The sequence below is a fragment of the Streptomyces europaeiscabiei genome, from assembly GCF_001550375.1.
GTDB classification, from domain to species: Bacteria; Actinomycetota; Actinomycetes; order Streptomycetales; family Streptomycetaceae; genus Streptomyces; species Streptomyces europaeiscabiei.
On sequence record NZ_LRTR01000403.1, the window covers coordinates 24408 to 40241 of the forward strand.

The following is a 15834-nucleotide window of genomic DNA, read 5'->3' on the forward strand; positions in this document are numbered from 1 at the left end:
GGTCACGGCAGAAACCCAGGTCACGCGCCCTTCCTGCTGATGATCCGGTACGCGATCTCCGCCAGCCGGGCCTGCCCGTCCACGCTCGGATGGAACCAGTCCCACTGGCTGAGCTGGGTCTGCCCGAAGCGGTAGTCGAAGACGGCGTCCCCGTCGTACCGGCAGTAGCGGTCCTCGGCGCACACCTCGCGCAGGACGTCGTTGTACGCCTCCACCCGGTCCTGGACGGCGTCGCGCCGCTGGCCGGCCGCCGTGGTGAGGAGGTCGGGGTCGGCCAGCATGGACGGGCAGATGCCCAGCTTCCAGACCTGCTTGCCGACCGGGTTCGTACGGCCCTCGGACCACAGCCGCTTCAGGTCCGGCACGCTCGCCACGAACACCTGGGCCTTGGGCAGGCTGTCCCGCAGGGTCGCCATCGCGTCCTCGAAGTCGGCGCGGAAGTCGGCGAGCGGGGTCATGTCGGCGGCGGTCGCCCGGCACGCGTCGTTCGCGCCGATCATCACCGTGACCAGCTCCGGCTTACGGGGCACCGCGCGCGCCACCTGGCTCGGCAGGTCGGCCATCCGGGCCCCGGTCACCGCGTAGTTCCAGCTTCGCTGTGCCGCTCCGGCCGCGCCCAGCAGCCGTACGGCGAGACTGTCGACCGAGGCGTCGCTGCCGGTCGCCCAGGACACCTCGGGGCAGTCGGAGAGCACCTGGCACGCGTCGAAGCCACGGGTGATGGAGTCGCCGACGGCGGCCAGCGACTCGGGGGTGCTGTCCCAGGCGGGAGTGGGGGTGGGCGAGGGGGAGGGCTTGGCCCTCGCTCCCGTCCCCTCGGGGCCGGGGGAGTCACCACCGGTGGCGTCACAGCCGGTCACGGCCAGCAGGAGTGCCGCCAAGGCCGCGCCGAACACCGCCCTCGAACGGTGGCGTCGCTTCCGCATCCCCTGGTCCCCTCGTCGGTCCTGCGCGTGCAAGTTCCCACCCATGACAACGCGCGCGAGTTCCCGACACAGCAGGCCGATGAGAACGGTGGCGAGAACGATGCGGCGCGAGGTGCAACTGTTCCGTACCGCACAGCGTCCCCTCGGGTGGCTGTGTCTTCCCGGGAGAGAGGCCCCGGACCCCCGGCCGGGGGTCCGGCACGCGTCCCGCCGGGTGAAACACCGCTGCTTCCCGGCGTTGGCTCCGACGGTACGTCACACTCCTTGCCCTGCCGCACGGTAGCCTCGCCACGTGGCCGCTCCGCCACCGCCGATCCGTCGAATCGCAAACTGTCCTGCTCTGTGGAGGCCCCGGTGACGACACGTGGAGTCCTGTACGTGCACTCCGCGCCGCGTGCGCTGTGCCCGCACGTCGAGTGGGCCGTCGCCGGTGTTCTCGGGACACGCGTGAACCTCGACTGGATCCGGCAGCCGGCCGCCCCGGGCACCTGGCGCTCCGAGTTCTCCTGGCAGGGCCAGGCCGGTACCGCCTCCAAGCTCGCGTCCGCGCTGCGCGGCTGGCACCTGATCCGCTTCGAGGTCACCGCCGAGCCCTGCGCCACCGCCGAGGGCGAGCGCTACAGCTGCACCCCCGACCTCGGGATCTTCCACGCCGTCACCGGCATCCACGGCGACATCCTCATCCCCGAGGACCGCCTCCGAGCCGCCCTCACCCGCTCCCGGAGCGGCGAGACCGACCTCGAAGCCGACATCGCCAAACTCCTCGGCAAGCCCTGGGACGACGAGCTGGAGCCCTTCAGATACGCGGGAGAGGGCGCCCCGGTCCGCTGGCTGCACCAGGTGGTCTGAGGAGCGCCCCGAAAGGGGCGCGGGGAACTGCGCGACCAGCCCCGTCCCACCCGCACCCGACGGCACAGACAGCTGTGGCCCGAACCCCTGAAGAGGGATCCGGGCCACACGCCGTTCAGTACGGCCAGGGCAGAACTCACACGCTCCTGAACGCCAGCACCACGTTGTGCCCACCGAACCCGAAAGAGTCGTTGAGGGCAGCGATACGACCCTCGACCGGCAGCTTGCGGGCCTCACCGCGCACGATGTCCGCGTTGGCCTCGGCCTCCGGGTCGAGGTCGTTCACATTGATCGTCGGCGGAGCCACCCGGTGGTACAGCGCGAGCACCGTCGCCACCGTCTCGACCCCACCGGCACCGCCGAGCAGATGCCCGGTCATGGACTTCGTCGCGGACACCGCGAAGTGGTCGGTGTCGTCGCCGAACACCTTGCGCAGCGCCTTCAGTTCGGCGATGTCACCGGCCGGCGTCGACGTCCCGTGCGCGTTGACGTGCACGATCTCCGCCGGGTCCAGATCGGTGTTCTCCAGCAGGTGCTTCAGGGCCTGGGCGATGCCCCGCCCCTCCGGCTCCGGCTGCACGATGTCGTGGCCGTCGGCGGAGATGCCCTGGCCCACGGCCTCGGCGTAGACCCGGGCACCCCGCGCCGCCGCGTGCTCGGCCGACTCCAGGACGACGACACCGGCACCCTCGCCGAGGACGAAGCCGTCACGGCCGGTGTCGTACGGACGGGAGGCGCCCTGCGGGTCCTCGTTGTTCTTGGACATCGCCATCATGTTGCCGAACGCGGCGATCGGCAGCGGGTGGATGGCGGCCTCGGTGCCACCGGCGATCACGACGTCGGCGCGGCCGGTGCGGATCATCTCGATGGCGTAGCCGATGGCCTCGGCGCCCGACGCGCAGGCGGAGACCGGGGTGTGCACACCGGCACGCGCGCCGACGTACAGACCGACGTTGGCGGACGGGCCGTTGGGCATCAGCATGGGCACGGTGTGCGGGGAGACGCGGCGTACGCCCTTCTCCTTCAGCACGTCGTACTGGTCGAGCAGCGTCGTCACACCGCCGATCCCGGAGGCGATGACCGCGCCGACGCGGTCCGCGTCGACGGCGCCCTCGTCGGCCGAGGTCTCCGTGTAACCGGCGTCGGCCCACGCCTCCTTGGCCGCGATCAGCGCGAACTGCGCCGAGCGGTCCAGACGGCGGGCCTGCGGCCGGGGAATGACCTCGGACGGCTCCACGGCGATCTGCGCTGCGATACGGACCGCCTGGTCGGCGGCCCACTCCTGCTCCAGGGGACGGACACCGGACTTGCCGGCGATCAGCCCCTCCCAGGTGGAAGTCGCGTCGCCACCCAGCGGTGTGGTTGCGCCGATACCGGTGACGACCACGGTGCGATTGGTCGAGCTCACGGGAATTTTCTCCAACGGTTACGAGGATTCAGCGGCGCCACCGCCGGGTGGCGGGGCAAACGGGCCGGTCAGGACCGGTCCGAACCCGATCCGCGGATCAGGCCTGGTTCTTCAGGATGTAGTCGGTCGCGTCGCCGACCGTCTTGAGGTTCTTGACGTCGTCGTCCGGGATCTTGACGTCGAAGCGCTCTTCGGCGGCGACGACGACCTCGACCATGGACAGGGAGTCGACGTCCAGGTCGTCGGTGAAGGACTTGTCCAGCTGGACGTCCTCGACCGGGATGCCGGCGATCTCGTTCACGATGTCGGCGAGACCGGCGACGATCTCTTCCTGGGTGGCGGCCATGTGAGGCGCTCCTTCGTAGTTTTCAGAGGTTTTCAGAGGGTGGGGCGGCCCGCCGCGTCAGCGGCAGGTTGTGCATGTCCCGCGCCGGACCACAGGATCCGGCAGCGAGTGCCTAGGGGAGGGTAACGACCGTCGCGGCGTACACGAGACCCGCCCCGAAGCCGATGACGAGCGCGGTGTCGCCGCTCTTCGCCTCACCGGTCGCCAGGAGCCGCTCCATCGCGAGCGGGATCGAGGCGGCCGAGGTGTTGCCGGTGGTGCGCACGTCACGCGCGACCGTGACGTGCTCCGGCAGCTTGAGTGTCTTCACCATCGAGTCGATGATCCGCTCGTTGGCCTGATGGGGAATGAAGACGTCCAGGTCGTCCGAGGAGAGTCCGGCGGCGTCCAGCGCCTCCTTGGCGACCTTCGCCATCTCGAACACGGCCCAGCGGAACACCGCCTGGCCCTCCTGCGTGATCGCGGGGAACTTGACATTGCCCTCGCTGTCGAGCGGGAGCTTTTCGAGGTCACCGATCCGGTACTCGTTCCACGGGACCGTCTGCTTGATCGTGCCGGACTTGTCGCCCTCGGAGCCCCACACCGTCGGGCCGATGTGCGGCTCCTGGGAGGGACCGACGACGACCGCGCCGGCGCCGTCACCGAAGAGGAAGGCCGTGGCCCGGTCCTCCAGGTCGGTCAGGTCGGACAGCCGCTCGACGCCGATGACGAGGACGTACTCCGCCGAACCCTCCACGACCATGCCCTTGGCGAGCGTCAGGCCGTAGCCGAAGCCCGCGCAGCCGGCCGAGATGTCGAAGGCGGCGGCCTTGGCCGTGCCGAGCTTGTCGGCGATCTCGGTGGCGACGGCCGGGGTCTGGCTGAAGTGGGAGACGGTCGCGACGACGACCGCGCCGATCTGCTCGGCGGAGATCCCGGCGTCGGCGATCGCCTTGCCGGACGCCTCGACGGACATGGCGGCGACGGTCTCCTCGTCGTTCGCCCAGTGCCGGGTCTCGATGCCCGACCGGGAACGGATCCACTCGTCGGACGAGTCGATCTTCTCCAGGATCACGTCATTGGGCACCACCCGGACCGGGCGGTAACCGCCCACGCCGAGGATGCGTGCGTACGGGGCGCCCTTGCTCGGCCTGATCTTCGACATGGCTCCAGGGCTCCTAATTCTGGTGCTCGGCGATGAGCGCGCGAGCGGCGTCGAGGTCGTCGGGTGTCTTGAGCGCGACCGCGGCCACGCCCGGCAGGGCACGCTTGGCGAGACCGGTGAGCGTGCCGCCGGGGCACATCTCCACGAGCGCGGTCACGCCCAGCTCCTTGAAGGTCTCCATGCACAGGTCCCAGCGGACCGGGTTGGCGACCTGACCGACGAGACGGGAGAGCACCTCGGCGCCGGTGGCGACGGCCTGCCCGTCCTTGTTCGAGACATAGGTGACCGTGGGGTCCCCGGGCGACAGTTCCTCGGCAGCCTTGGCGAGGGTGTCCACGGCGGGAGCCATGTGGTGCGTGTGAAAGGCGCCGGCGACCTTGAGGGCGACCACGCGCCGTACGCCCTCGGGCTTGTCGGCCTCCAGGGCGGTCAGCTGCTCCAGGGTGCCGGCGGCGACGATCTGGCCCGCGCCGTTCACGTTGGCCGGGGTCAGTCCCAGCTTCTCCAGGTGCGGGATCGTCACCTCGGGGTCGCCGCCGAGCAGCGCGGACATACCGGTCCCGGTGATCGCGGCGGCCTCGGCCATGGCCAGGCCCCGCTTGCGCACGAGGGTCAGTGCGGCCGTGTCGTCGAGGACACCGGCGAACGCGGCGGCGGTGATCTCGCCGACGCTGTGACCGGCGACGGCGCCGGGCACTACGTCGCCCAGGGCGGCGGCGGACAGCAGTCCGGCTGCCACGAGCAGCGGCTGGGCCACGGCGGTGTCGCGGATCGCGTCGGCGTCGGCCTCGGTGCCGTAGTGGGCGAGGTCCAGTCCGATGGCGTCCGACCACGCGCCGAGACGGTCGGCGGCACCGGGGAGGTCGAGCCAAGGAGTCAGGAAGCCGGGCGTCTGGGCGCCCTGGCCGGGAGCGACGAGTACGAGCACTCTCACACTCTCTCTTGAGGACGGCTCCAGCCGCCCGTGGGGACAGGGACGAAGAACACGTAGGGGTTTTGTAGCCCTTCGACAAAACCCTAGAGCTGGGGATCCCCATCGACCAGACGCCCCAGGATCAGCGCGATCCGCAAGGTGAAGGCCGAGCGTACATCGGAGGGCGACCAGCCGGTGACGTCAGTCACACGTCGGAGCCGGTAGCGCACGGTGTTGGGGTGGACGAACAGCATCCGGGCCGCGCCCTCAAGACTTGAGGCCTGTTCGAGATAGACGCTGAGCGTCTCCAGGAGAGCGGAGCCGGCCTCCTCCAGCGGTCTGTAGATCTCCTCCACCAGTTGCTCGCGCGCACTGGGGTCGCCCGCGATCGCGCGCTCCGGAAGCAGATCGTCCGCCACAACGGGACGGGGCGCGTCCTGCCACGCCGTGCAGGCCTTGAGCCCCGCGGCAGCCGCCTGCGCCGACCGGGTCGCGGCCAGCAGGTCGGGGACGATCGGCCCGGCCACCACCGGACCGGCCGCATACGGCCCGATCAGCGACTTCGCGACCTGCAGCGGGTCGTTGCTGCCGCCGGCGATCACCACCAGCCGGTCGCCCAGCACACCGGTGAGCACCTGCAGCTTGGCGTGCCGGGCCGCGCGCCGGATGGCCTCCACGGTCAGCTCGCTGTCGCCGTCCGGGGCGGTGCCGAGGACCACGCAGACGTGGTCGGGCGAGTTCCAGCCGAGCGCGGCGGCCCTGCTCACCGCCCCCTCGTCGGCCTCACCGCTGAGCACCGCGTTCACGACCAGGGACTCCAGACGGGCGTCCCAGGCGCCGCGTGCCTCGGCTGCCTGCGCGTACACCTGCGCGGTGGCGAAGGCGATCTCCCGCGCGTAGACGAGCAGGGCCTCGCGGAGCACGCTCTCGTCGCCGGGCGCGGCCACCTCGTCGATGGCGGACTCCATGACCTCGATGGTCGTGCGCACCATCTCCACGGTCTGCCGGAGCGTGATCGCCCGGGTCAGTTCACGCGGCGCGGTCCCGAACACGTCCGTCGAGATGGCCTGCGGGGCGTCGGGATGCCGGAACCACTCCGTGAACGCGGCGATACCGGCCTGGGCGACCAGTCCGATCCACGACCGGTTCTCGGGCGGCATCGCCCGGTACCAGGGCAGCGTCTCGTCCATCCGCGCGATGGCCTGCGCGGCGAGGCTCCCGGACGACTTCTCCAGCCGCTTCAGTGTCGCGATGTGCGGGTGGACGGGCGGTACGGATGCGGGCCTGCTGGTTTCGGGTTCGGGCACGGGACAAGACTGCCTTATCGCTGCGCTCGCTTGCGCCGTGGGTGTGTGGGCCGCAGGTGCGTTCGTCTGCCGGGGGGTGCGTGTCTGCCAGGGGCTGCCGCCCCCGGGCCCCGCTTTCGGGCTGGACGGTGCCGGCCGGTGCCCGGCGCTCGGGCCGGGGATACCGTGGGTGCGTGATGGAGCTGCGGCGCGCCGGTGCGCGCTACCCCGGTGGTGATCCGGAGGCCGGGATCGCCTCCCTGCACGCCTTCTCGTTCGGCTCGCACTACGACCCCGACAATCTCCGCTTCGGCGCGGTGATCGCCTGCAACGAGGAGCGGCTCGCTCCCGGTGCCGGGTTCGACGAGCACCCGCACAGCCATACCGAGATCGTCACCTGGGTCGTCGAGGGCGAACTGACCCACCGCGACACCACCGGCCACGAGACGGCCGTCCGCCCCGGCGACGTCCAGCGGCTCAGCTCGGCGGGCGGGGTACGGCACGTCGAGCGCAACGACGGCTCCGTGCCGCTCACCTTCGTACAGATGTGGCTGGCCCCGCAGGACCCGGGCGGCGACCCCGCGTACGAGATCGTCCACGGCATCGCCGACTCCACCCCGTACGCCGTTCCCGAGGCGGGCGCCGTGCTGCACGTCCGGCGGCTGGGCACGGCGGGGGAGCGGACCGCGGTGCCGGACGCGGCGCGGGCGTACGTGCACGTCGTACGGGGTGCCGTGCGGCTCGGGCCGCACGGGCTGGAGCCCGGGGACTCCGTGCGGGCCGAGGGGGAGAAGGGGCTGGAGCTGGTCGCCGTCTCCGCCCCGGCCGAGGTGCTGGTCTGGGAGCTCGGCGAGTGACGGCCCGTCAGTTCTCGGTGGTCGGCTCCTCCGCGTTGCGCCACACCGTGATGTCCACCGACACGTAGTCGCTGGGGTCGCCGCTCGCCGCCGCGCCCTGGAAGGTGACCAGGCCCATGTGGCCGGAGTTGGTGCGCACGCACATCTGGGAGCCCTTGGAGACCTGGCCGAGCTTGACGGAGTCCGTGTACCGGGTCTCGTTCCGGCAGGTTTCGAGGGACCCCTTCTGGGCGTTGTTCAGCAGGACGAGCTTGTCGCTGCTGCTGCCCAGCTTCTTCTCCCCGAACAGGCTGTCCGAGTAGTAGTAGAAGTCCCCGTCGTCCTCGTACGACACGCCCAGCTCACTGTCGAGGGGCTTGGGCGGGGAGTCCGCGAAGCGCACGTAGTAGTTGCCGGGGATGTTGACGCCCTTGAAGGTGACCGGCTCGGGGTCGGCCTTCGGCTTGGACTCGGAGGACTCGGCGGAACCACCGCCCGAACCCGTCGACGTACCGCCGGAGGAGCTGCTCGACGAGCCGCTCGACGAATCCGTGAGGCCCTTCACGAGCGACGCGCAGCTCCCGAGCAGCCCCAGGCCGAACACCGCCGCGACGCCGATCCCGATCCACTTGCCGACGTTGCTGCGGCGCGGCGGGACGGGCATCGGGCGAGGGTGGCCCTGCGGATGCCCCTGCGGATGTCCCTGCGGATGTCCTTGAGGATGGCCCTGCGGGTACGGCTGCTGCCAGACCCCCGGCTGCGGGTACGGCGCCTGGTGCCCGGTCGGCACGGTGTGCGGCCCCGACTGCGGGTGGTACGGCGTCGACGGCGGGCCCGCCGGGCCCGGCGGGGGCGGGGTGGACGGCCCGGAGTGCATCGTCGGGGCCGCGTGCATCGTCTGCGCGCCGTGGTCCACGGACGGCGAACTCAGCTGGGTCACCGGGGCGGTGGCCGGCGGGGCCTGGGTCGCCGAGGTGGCGGCCTCCGCGGCCCTGTTCCGCGCGGCCAGCAGGTCCGCCGACGCCGAGACCCGCCGGGTGATGTCGGCGCCGATCGCCTCCGGCAGCCAGGAGCCCGACTGCACCAGCGGGGTGGGCGAGGCCTCCTGGCAGAGGGCGACGACCTCGGCGGGGGAGGGGCGGTCGGCCGGGTCCTTGGCCAGGCAGCGCTCGATGAACCGGAGTTCGTCGGCGAGGCCGCTCAGGTCGGGCTCCTCGTGGACGATCCGGTACAGCACGGCGTGCGAGGGGCCGTCGCCGTACGCGCCGGACCCGCGCGCCGCGAACGCGGCCACCTGGCCGAGCGCGAAGATGTCCGACGCGGGCGTGACCGGCTTCCCGGCCGCCTGCTCCGGCGACATGAAGGCCGGGGTGCCGATGGACACGCCGGTGCCGGTCAGGGCGGTGGCGTCGGCGGCGCGCGCGATGCCGAAGTCGATGACCCGGGGCCCGTCGGCGGCGAGCAGCACGTTGGAGGGCTTCAGGTCGCGGTGGACGATGCCCGCGCCGTGGATGACCGACAGTGCCTCCGCGACCCAGGCGAGCAGCAGCAGGACGGAGTTCAGCGGCAGCGCGCCGTGCTCGGCGACCGCCGCGTGCAGGGACGGGCCGGGCACGTAGGCGGTGGCCAGCCAGGGCTGCGCGCCCTCGGTGTCGAGGTCGAGGACGGGGGCGGTGTAGAGGCCCTGCACGCGCTGGGCGGCCCGTACCTCCTGCTTGAACCGGCGGCGGAACTCGGGGTCCTCGCTCAGCTCCGGCCGGATCGTCTTCAGCGCGATCGGGTGCCCGCCCGGCGTGTACGACAGATAGACCGTGCCCATGCCGCCGGAGCCGAGCCGTGCCGCGAGCCGGTAGCTCGCCACGGTCGTCGGGTCCCCGGCCTCCAACGGCCGGAACTGCCCGCCCGCGCGAACCTCGCTCATGATGCTCCCCCGAAAGCTGTGCGGCTGATGTGCACGGGGGAGGCTAGCCGACGGATCGGTGCCGGGGACCGCTCGGACCGGCCACCCGCCCCTTCCGTCGAAGAGTTGTCGCTTCCTTCACGAATCAGACACCGTTCCCGACCTCGGCGAGCACAGCGTCCGTGAACGGCGTCCACGCCTCGACCGCCCACGGCCCGAACGCCCGGTCCGTCAACGCCACACAGGCCACACCGGCGACGGGGTCGATCCACAGGAAGGTGCCCGACTGCCCGAAGTGCCCGAACGTCCCCGGTGACGACGAAGTCCCCGTCCAGTGCGGTGCCTTGGAGTCCCGGATCTCGAAGCCGAGCCCCCAGTCGTTGGGGTTCTGGTGCCCGTAGCCCGGCAGGACGCCCTTCGTGCCCGGGTACTGCACGGTCATCGCCTCCGCGACGGTCCGCAGGTCCAGCAGCCGGGGTGCCTGCACCTCGGCGGCGAACCGCACCAGGTCGTCGACGGTCGAGACGCCGTCCTTCGCGGGGGAACCGTCGAGGGAGGTGGACGTCATCCCCAGCGGTTCCAGCACCGCCTGCCGCGCGTACTCCGCGAACGGGATGTCCGCCGCCTTGGCCACATGGTCCCCGAGCGCCTCGAACCCGGCGTTGGAGTACAGCCGCCGCTCCCCGGGAGCCGCCGTCACCCGGTGCTCGTCGAAGGCCAGCCCCGAGGTGTGCGCCAGCAGATGCCGCACGGTCGACCCCGCCGGGCCCGCCGCCTCGTCCAGCTCGATCGCCCCCTCCTCGTACGCGACCAGCGCGGCGTACGCGGCGAGCGGCTTGGTGACCGAGGCCAGCGCGAACCGCCGCCCGAGCGGACCGTGGGTCCCGAGGACGGTTCCGTCCGCCCGTACGACGGCCGCGGCGGCCGTGGGAACCGGCCAGTTCTCGATCAACGCGAAGCTCTGCAGAGACATGCGCACGAGCCTAAGCGGCTCAGAGGTCCAGCTGCATCAAGGGGTCGGGCCTGCGCAGGAAGCCCATCGACGCGTACAGCGGCTCGGCGTCGGGGGAAGCGGTGAGGTGGACGTATCCGGCGCCGCACTCCCGGAACCAGTCGACCAGGGCCTCCATGCAGGCGCGGGCGTAGCCCCGGCGCCGGCAGTCCGGGTCGGTGGCCACGCTGAAGACGTGCCCGACCCCGCCACGCGGATTGCCGGCCCGCCCGATCCGGTAGTCGATGGTTCCCACCACCAGCGCGGCGAGCGTGCCCGGCCGCTCCGGACGGTCGACGACGAACGCCGCGAACTCCCCGTCGGAACCGGCGAGTCGGCGGCGCAGCGTGGGCAGGGACTCGGTGTGCCAGTCGGTCGGACCACCCGCTCCCGGGGGCGACATCGAGTCGATCATCACCTGGCGCAGCCGGAGCACTTCCGCCGCGTCCGCGGCCGTGGCACGTCGTACAGGATTCATGCCCGCACGCTAACCAGCGGGATCACGTCACGTCCTCGTGTTTTCTCACCGTATTCGCTTGCTTGGAGCGCACTCCAGGGTTTTAGCGTGGGGGTCATGACGGTGATGGAGACCACGAGTACGACGAGTGCCACGAGTGCCGCCGGTACCGAGGGTTGCGCCGGTCCACCGCTGAAGCCTCGGCGGCCGGACGGGCAGGACAGGTACACGATCAGCGAGGTCGTCGACCTCACCGGTCTGACGGCGCACACGCTGCGCTGGTACGAGCGGATCGGACTGATGCCGCACATCGACCGCTCCCACACCGGCCAGCGCCGCTACCGCAACCGCGACCTCGACTGGCTCGACCTCGTCGGCAAGCTCCGGCTGACCGGCATGCCGGTCGCCGACATGGTCCGGTACGCGGAACTGGTGCGCGAGGGCGACCACACCTACTCCGAGCGCTTCGAACTGCTCAAGGCGACCCGGCAGGACGTCCTGTCCCGGATCGCCGAGCTCCAGGACACCCTGAACGTACTCGACCGCAAGATCAACTTCTATGCTGACGCCGGGCAGGCCCTGGCGTCGGAGAGGGCCTCATGACGGACGGCAGGATCGCGAAGGCACGGCTGGGCACCGACGGACCTCAGGTCGGTGTACAGGGCCTCGGCTGTATGGGCATGAGCTTCGCGTACGGCCCCTCGGACGCGGCGGAGTCCAGGGCCACCCTGGATCGCGCGCTGGAACTGGGCGTCACGCTCTACGACACGGCGCACGCGTACGGTGCCGGGGAGAACGAGAGGTTCCTCTCCCCCTTCTTCAAGGCGCACCGCGACGACGTCGTCATCGCCACCAAGTTCGGTCTGGCGGTCGACCCCGACGACCCGACCAAGCGGATCATCCGCAACGACGCGGCGTACATCCGCGAGTCCGTCGAGGGGAGCCTGCGCCGCCTCGACGTCGACGTGATCGACCTCTACTACATGCACCGCCGTGACGTGAGCGTCCCCATCGAGGAGAGCGTCGGCGTCATGGCCGACCTGGTCCGCGAGGGCAAGGTCAAGCAGCTGGGCCTCAGCGAGGTCACGGCCGCCGAACTCCGCGCGGCCCACGCCGTGCACCCCATCGCCGCCCTGCAGTCCGAGTGGTCCCTCTTCAGCCGGGACATCGAGGCGAACGTCGTCCCCACCGCCCGCGATCTCGGCATCACCCTCGTCGCCTACTCCCCCCTCGGCCGAGGTTTCCTCACCGGCTCCTTCGCCAAGGCCGAGGACCTCACCGCCGACGACTTCCGCCGCCAACAGCCCCGCTTCACCGGCGACAACGCCACCGCCAACGCGACCCTCCTCGACCCCGTCCGCAAGGTCGCCGAGACCCACGACGCCACCCCGGGCCAGATCGCCCTGGCCTGGGTCCAGCAACAGGCCTCCCTGCACAACCTCCCGGTGGTCCCCATTCCGGGCACCCGCAAGCCCGGCAGGGTGGAGGAGAACGCGGCGGCCACGAGGATCGCCCTGACCGAGGACGACCTGGCCCTGCTGGAACCGATAGCGGCACAGGTGGCGGGCGACCGCTACGCGGACATGCGCTTCACGTCGGCAGGAAGGGAGTAGGGCGGAGCTTTCAGACGGGGCGAGGCGAAGTGTTCGGTCAGGGCGAGGCGAGCTGTTCAGCCATCAGACGGGGCGAGGCGAACTGTTCAGCCAGGGGCGGCGAGGGCTCTTGCTTTTAGGGGCGCGGGGAACTGCGCGACAAGCCACGACGCACCCGCACCCGTATCCGTATCCGGCAACGACACGATCCCCGAACGGCGAGTGGCTACAACTCGGCCAACAGCTCCGCCTTCTTCACACTGAACTCCTCGTCCGTCACCAGCCCCGCCTCGTGCAACTCCCCAAGATGCCGGATCCGGTCGGCGATGTCGGCCGGATCCCGCCGAGGCCCGGCCTCGACCGCAGCCACAGCCGCGGGCCCCGCGGAGCGAACCGCCGCCAACACGGCCGCGGCGAACGGCAACGACTCGTGCACCGGCCCGTACCCCAGCCCGAACACGACGGCGGCGGGATCGTGGTCGGGTTGCGGCGGCTGCTCACTGGAGTCATCACGTCGCAGCAATCGCAGATACCCCTCGAAGACCTCCGGCGAGCGCCACTCGACCCCGCTCAGCGCAGCGACCGGGAAACTCTGGTCCCCGGCCTTCCACTTCGCCGACGACGCCCCCGTCCAGAACCACCGGAACGACACGGACCGCCCGTCGAAGGAGGCCTTCCCGTCGTACGCCTTGAAGTGCAACGGCACTTCCGGCGCCGCCACCAGGAAACGATCGGCGGGCCCCGACTCGGTCAACCGGGCCCGCAGTTCGTCGGCGTAGTACTCCGCGAGCGTCTCCCGCTCGGCCGGCAGCACCAGCCGGTACGGGTCGGAGCCCTCCTTGAGCTGGTCCGCCGCCGCCTCCATCAGCGGATCGGCGCCCGGTCGCGGCACGGCGCGCAGTACGACGGTGCCCCGCTTACCGGGTGTCAGTGTCACCCCCGCGATCGCCTCCAGGGGGATGCGTCGCTCACCGAGCGCCTGGAAGAGCTTCGGCGTGCGAATCCCCCGTTCGAAGCGGATGAGCACGGAGTCGGACTCGAACTCCCAGGCGGCATGAAATCCGGCCAGTACGTCACCCATGCGGCTCATCGTATGCGTGCGACGCGGGGAAGTCCCGACCGTGGCGAACCGCACTTTTACCCTCCTCTACGCGCGTCAGGCCGCAGTGCTGTCGGACAGACCCGCAAGGCACGCGTCGTCCTTCCGGGCACAGTGCACCGACTCATAGGCGCCGATGCCGATTTCGGCGAAGTTGTACAGGCTTTCGGTACCCGGCTCGAAATAGCCGCTGTGCCCTTGGGCGTCGGCCGCCGACAGGATGCGCGCCCCGAACTCCGAGGAGACCGGGTCGGCCCCGTGGCCGAGCCCGCCGACCTCCAGGTACGGCACGTCCTGGATCCAGTCGTCGGCGTCCCGCATGGCCCACACCCGGGCCGGGGTACGCAGCTGTCCGACCGTCTCGGCGCGCATGCCGGGGCTGCCCGCGACCGCGATGTCGGTGACCCGCGACGGCAGCGAGGGTGCGGCCACCCCGCACACCACCGAGCCGTAGCTGTGGCACACCAGCGCGACGGTGGAACCGCCGGGCAGGCTCCGCACCAGCGCGTTCAGCCGGACCGAGCCCTGTTCGGCGCGGAGCGCGGTGGCCGAGTCGAGGCCGAGGCCGGTGGGCGCGGTGTAGTCGGCCCAGGCGATCACGGCCGTACGCGTCCCGGGGCTCGCCGAACGCTCGGCCTCGTAGAGCGCTTCGGCCATGCCGACGGGCGCGGAGTACCGGCGGTTGGTGCGCTGGAAGTTGATGACGTTGGTGTCGACGCCGGGGACGACGACCGAGACGCGCTCCGCCTTGTCGAGGCTGCCGAAGACCTCGGCGACCCGGCCGTTGCCCTCGGGGCTGAAGGCGAGGATGTGCCGCTTCCTCACGGCGAGCATGTCGAGGCGGTGCATCCGGCGGCCGGCCTCGTACCGGCCGGTCTCGGAGAGCCGCTGGTCGTGCATGCGTTCCTGTTCAAGATCGCTCTGTTGCTTCAGCGCGATGCGGTTGGCCCGGTAGCGCAGCTCGACGGGGGCGCCGTTCATGTTGCCGACGGCGAGCGGATACCGGTGGGCGAGCCTGGTGCGCTGGTACGCGGTGAGCGAGGCGAAGAAGGCGGCCAGGCGATGCGGGGACGATTCGGCGTCCGGCAGTTCGCGGCCGTCGAGGTGTCCGCGCTGCCACGAGGAGAGCGACGCCTGCAGCGGCGACTCCTCGCGATGGCTGCGGATCGCGGTCCAGCCGGTGGTCGCCAGCATCACGAAAACCACGGCCAGCGCCAGTAGTGCGCGCCAGACGTTCAGTTGCGGGGAGGAGTCGAAGGAAGTCACTGAAAGGACACACTAAGAGAACGGAAGGGTCTCGCGTTAACCAAGTGAGAGGGATCACGTTTCGATCACGCCCCGTTCCGCGCGGTGCGCCGAGAAGGTCCCGATGATGCCGTTCCCTACGTCTTTCAGCCAGTGCGCCACTTTTCGGCCAACGTCGGCCGTACGGCGTCCAGATGCGCGGCGGTCAGTTCGCGCATCGCGTCCTTGCTGAGGTCGCCGCCCAGGGCCCACATGCGTTCGGTCACCCGCATCACCCCGCCGAAGAGGGCCACCGCCACCCGCGGCCGGGGGTCGGTGTCCACGTCGAGCCCCTCGCGCTCGGCGATGATCCGCTCGATCTCCCGCGCCACCTCGTCCGAGCGGCGCAGATGCGCGGCCAGCAGCGCGGGCGTCGACTCGATCATGCCGTAGGCGCGCAGATGGAGGTCGACGGGAACGACCTGGTCGACGGCCTCGCCGATGGCGTCCCAGCCCTCCAGGACGGCGTTGCGCATCGCCTCCAGCGGCGCCTCGTGCGCCGGCCGGGCGCGCACGGCTGCCAGGAAGTGTTCCTGGGTGAGGCCCACCACCGCGAGCGCGGCCTCCTCCTTGCCCGCGAAGTAACGGAAGAAGGTGCGCTGCGAGACGTCGACGGCCTCGGCGATCTCGTCGACCGTCGTCGCCTCGTACCCCTGGCTCGTGAACAGCTCCAGGGCGGCGCGCAGCAGCGCGTCGTGCGTGCGCTGCTTCTTCCGCTCGCGCAGTCCCGGCCGCTCCTGAGCCGTCGTCGCCGCCGTCTCCATGAACCCTCGTCTCCACCCGCCCCTGCGGCGAGTGACGTG

General features: G+C 71.1%; 16 protein-coding genes. 4 read left to right on the forward strand and 12 right to left on the reverse strand.

The window, feature by feature from the left end:
• Positions 1-20: 20 nt before the first annotated feature.
• Positions 21-926 carry an SGNH/GDSL hydrolase family protein gene (locus AWZ10_RS19255; protein ID WP_060891669.1) on the reverse strand — a complete coding sequence of 302 codons (906 nt, stop codon included), beginning with the start codon at positions 924-926 and terminating at the stop codon, positions 21-23.
• A 354-nt stretch (positions 927-1280) separates the two neighbouring features.
• On the opposite strand from AWZ10_RS19255, the gene AWZ10_RS19260 reads away from it, so the two are divergent.
• Positions 1281-1775, forward strand: coding sequence for a DUF3145 domain-containing protein (locus AWZ10_RS19260; protein ID WP_046709039.1), 495 nt, complete (start codon positions 1281-1283; stop codon positions 1773-1775).
• Positions 1776-1911: 136 nt separating this feature from the next.
• On the opposite strand, the gene fabF is transcribed toward AWZ10_RS19260, so the two are convergent.
• The 5 genes from fabF to fasR all read right to left on the reverse strand — a co-directional run bounded on the left by fabF (position 1912) and on the right by fasR (position 6893).
• Positions 1912-3183, reverse strand: a complete 1272-nt coding sequence (gene fabF / locus AWZ10_RS19265) for a beta-ketoacyl-ACP synthase II (protein ID WP_060891670.1) — start codon at positions 3181-3183, stop codon at positions 1912-1914.
• 97 nt (positions 3184-3280) lie between these two features.
• Entirely contained in the window at positions 3281-3529 is a 249-nt protein-coding gene (locus AWZ10_RS19270) for an acyl carrier protein (RefSeq protein ID WP_037704453.1), read from the reverse strand.
• A 112-nt stretch (positions 3530-3641) separates the two neighbouring features.
• On the reverse strand, positions 3642-4673 hold the full coding sequence (locus tag AWZ10_RS19275) for a ketoacyl-ACP synthase III (protein WP_046709038.1): 1032 nt from the start codon (positions 4671-4673) through the stop codon (positions 3642-3644).
• Positions 4674-4686: 13 nt separating this feature from the next.
• Positions 4687-5601 (reverse strand): ACP S-malonyltransferase, encoded by a 915-nt coding sequence (locus AWZ10_RS19280; protein ID WP_046709037.1) that lies wholly within the window; start codon positions 5599-5601, stop codon positions 4687-4689.
• Positions 5602-5690: 89 nt separating this feature from the next.
• Positions 5691-6893 carry a fatty acid biosynthesis transcriptional regulator FasR gene (gene fasR, locus AWZ10_RS19285; RefSeq protein ID WP_046709036.1) on the reverse strand — a complete coding sequence of 401 codons (1203 nt, stop codon included), beginning with the start codon at positions 6891-6893 and terminating at the stop codon, positions 5691-5693.
• 176 nt (positions 6894-7069) lie between these two features.
• On the opposite strand from fasR, the gene AWZ10_RS19290 reads away from it, so the two are divergent.
• The gene (locus AWZ10_RS19290; protein ID WP_107084679.1) at positions 7070-7729 is read left to right on the forward strand and encodes a pirin family protein; all 660 of its coding nucleotides are present in this window, start codon (positions 7070-7072) and stop codon (positions 7727-7729) included.
• A 7-nt stretch (positions 7730-7736) separates the two neighbouring features.
• Here the strand turns inward: AWZ10_RS19290 and AWZ10_RS19295 are convergent, their stop codons facing one another.
• From AWZ10_RS19295 to AWZ10_RS19305, 3 genes are all read right to left on the reverse strand, one after another.
• Positions 7737-9629, reverse strand: coding sequence for a serine/threonine-protein kinase (locus tag AWZ10_RS19295; protein ID WP_060891671.1), 1893 nt, complete (start codon positions 9627-9629; stop codon positions 7737-7739).
• 124 nt (positions 9630-9753) lie between these two features.
• Positions 9754-10581 (reverse strand): serine hydrolase domain-containing protein, encoded by an 828-nt coding sequence (locus tag AWZ10_RS19300; RefSeq protein ID WP_060891672.1) that lies wholly within the window; start codon positions 10579-10581, stop codon positions 9754-9756.
• Between the two features lie 19 nt (positions 10582-10600).
• On the reverse strand, positions 10601-11077 hold the full coding sequence (locus AWZ10_RS19305) for a GNAT family N-acetyltransferase (RefSeq protein WP_060891673.1): 477 nt from the start codon (positions 11075-11077) through the stop codon (positions 10601-10603).
• A 96-nt stretch (positions 11078-11173) separates the two neighbouring features.
• Between AWZ10_RS19305 and AWZ10_RS19310 the strand changes: the two genes are divergently transcribed.
• Together AWZ10_RS19310 and AWZ10_RS19315 are read left to right on the forward strand one after the other, a co-directional pair.
• On the forward strand, positions 11174-11659 hold the full coding sequence (locus AWZ10_RS19310) for a MerR family transcriptional regulator (RefSeq protein ID WP_046706278.1): 486 nt from the start codon (positions 11174-11176) through the stop codon (positions 11657-11659).
• Positions 11656-12669, forward strand: a complete 1014-nt coding sequence (locus AWZ10_RS19315; RefSeq protein ID WP_046706277.1) for an aldo/keto reductase — start codon at positions 11656-11658, stop codon at positions 12667-12669. Before AWZ10_RS19310 ends, AWZ10_RS19315 begins: the two co-directional genes overlap by 4 nt.
• Before the next feature lie 205 nt (positions 12670-12874).
• On the opposite strand, the gene AWZ10_RS19320 is transcribed toward AWZ10_RS19315, so the two are convergent.
• From AWZ10_RS19320 to AWZ10_RS19330, 3 genes are all read right to left on the reverse strand, one after another.
• The gene (locus tag AWZ10_RS19320; RefSeq protein ID WP_060891674.1) at positions 12875-13729 is read right to left on the reverse strand and encodes a DUF4429 domain-containing protein; all 855 of its coding nucleotides are present in this window, start codon (positions 13727-13729) and stop codon (positions 12875-12877) included.
• Positions 13730-13804: 75 nt separating this feature from the next.
• The gene (locus AWZ10_RS19325) at positions 13805-15013 is read right to left on the reverse strand and encodes an alpha/beta hydrolase (RefSeq protein WP_046706275.1); all 1209 of its coding nucleotides are present in this window, start codon (positions 15011-15013) and stop codon (positions 13805-13807) included.
• A gap of 125 nt (positions 15014-15138) precedes the next feature.
• The gene (locus AWZ10_RS19330) at positions 15139-15795 is read right to left on the reverse strand and encodes a TetR family transcriptional regulator (protein WP_046706274.1); all 657 of its coding nucleotides are present in this window, start codon (positions 15793-15795) and stop codon (positions 15139-15141) included.
• Between the last annotated feature and the right edge of the window lie 39 nt (positions 15796-15834).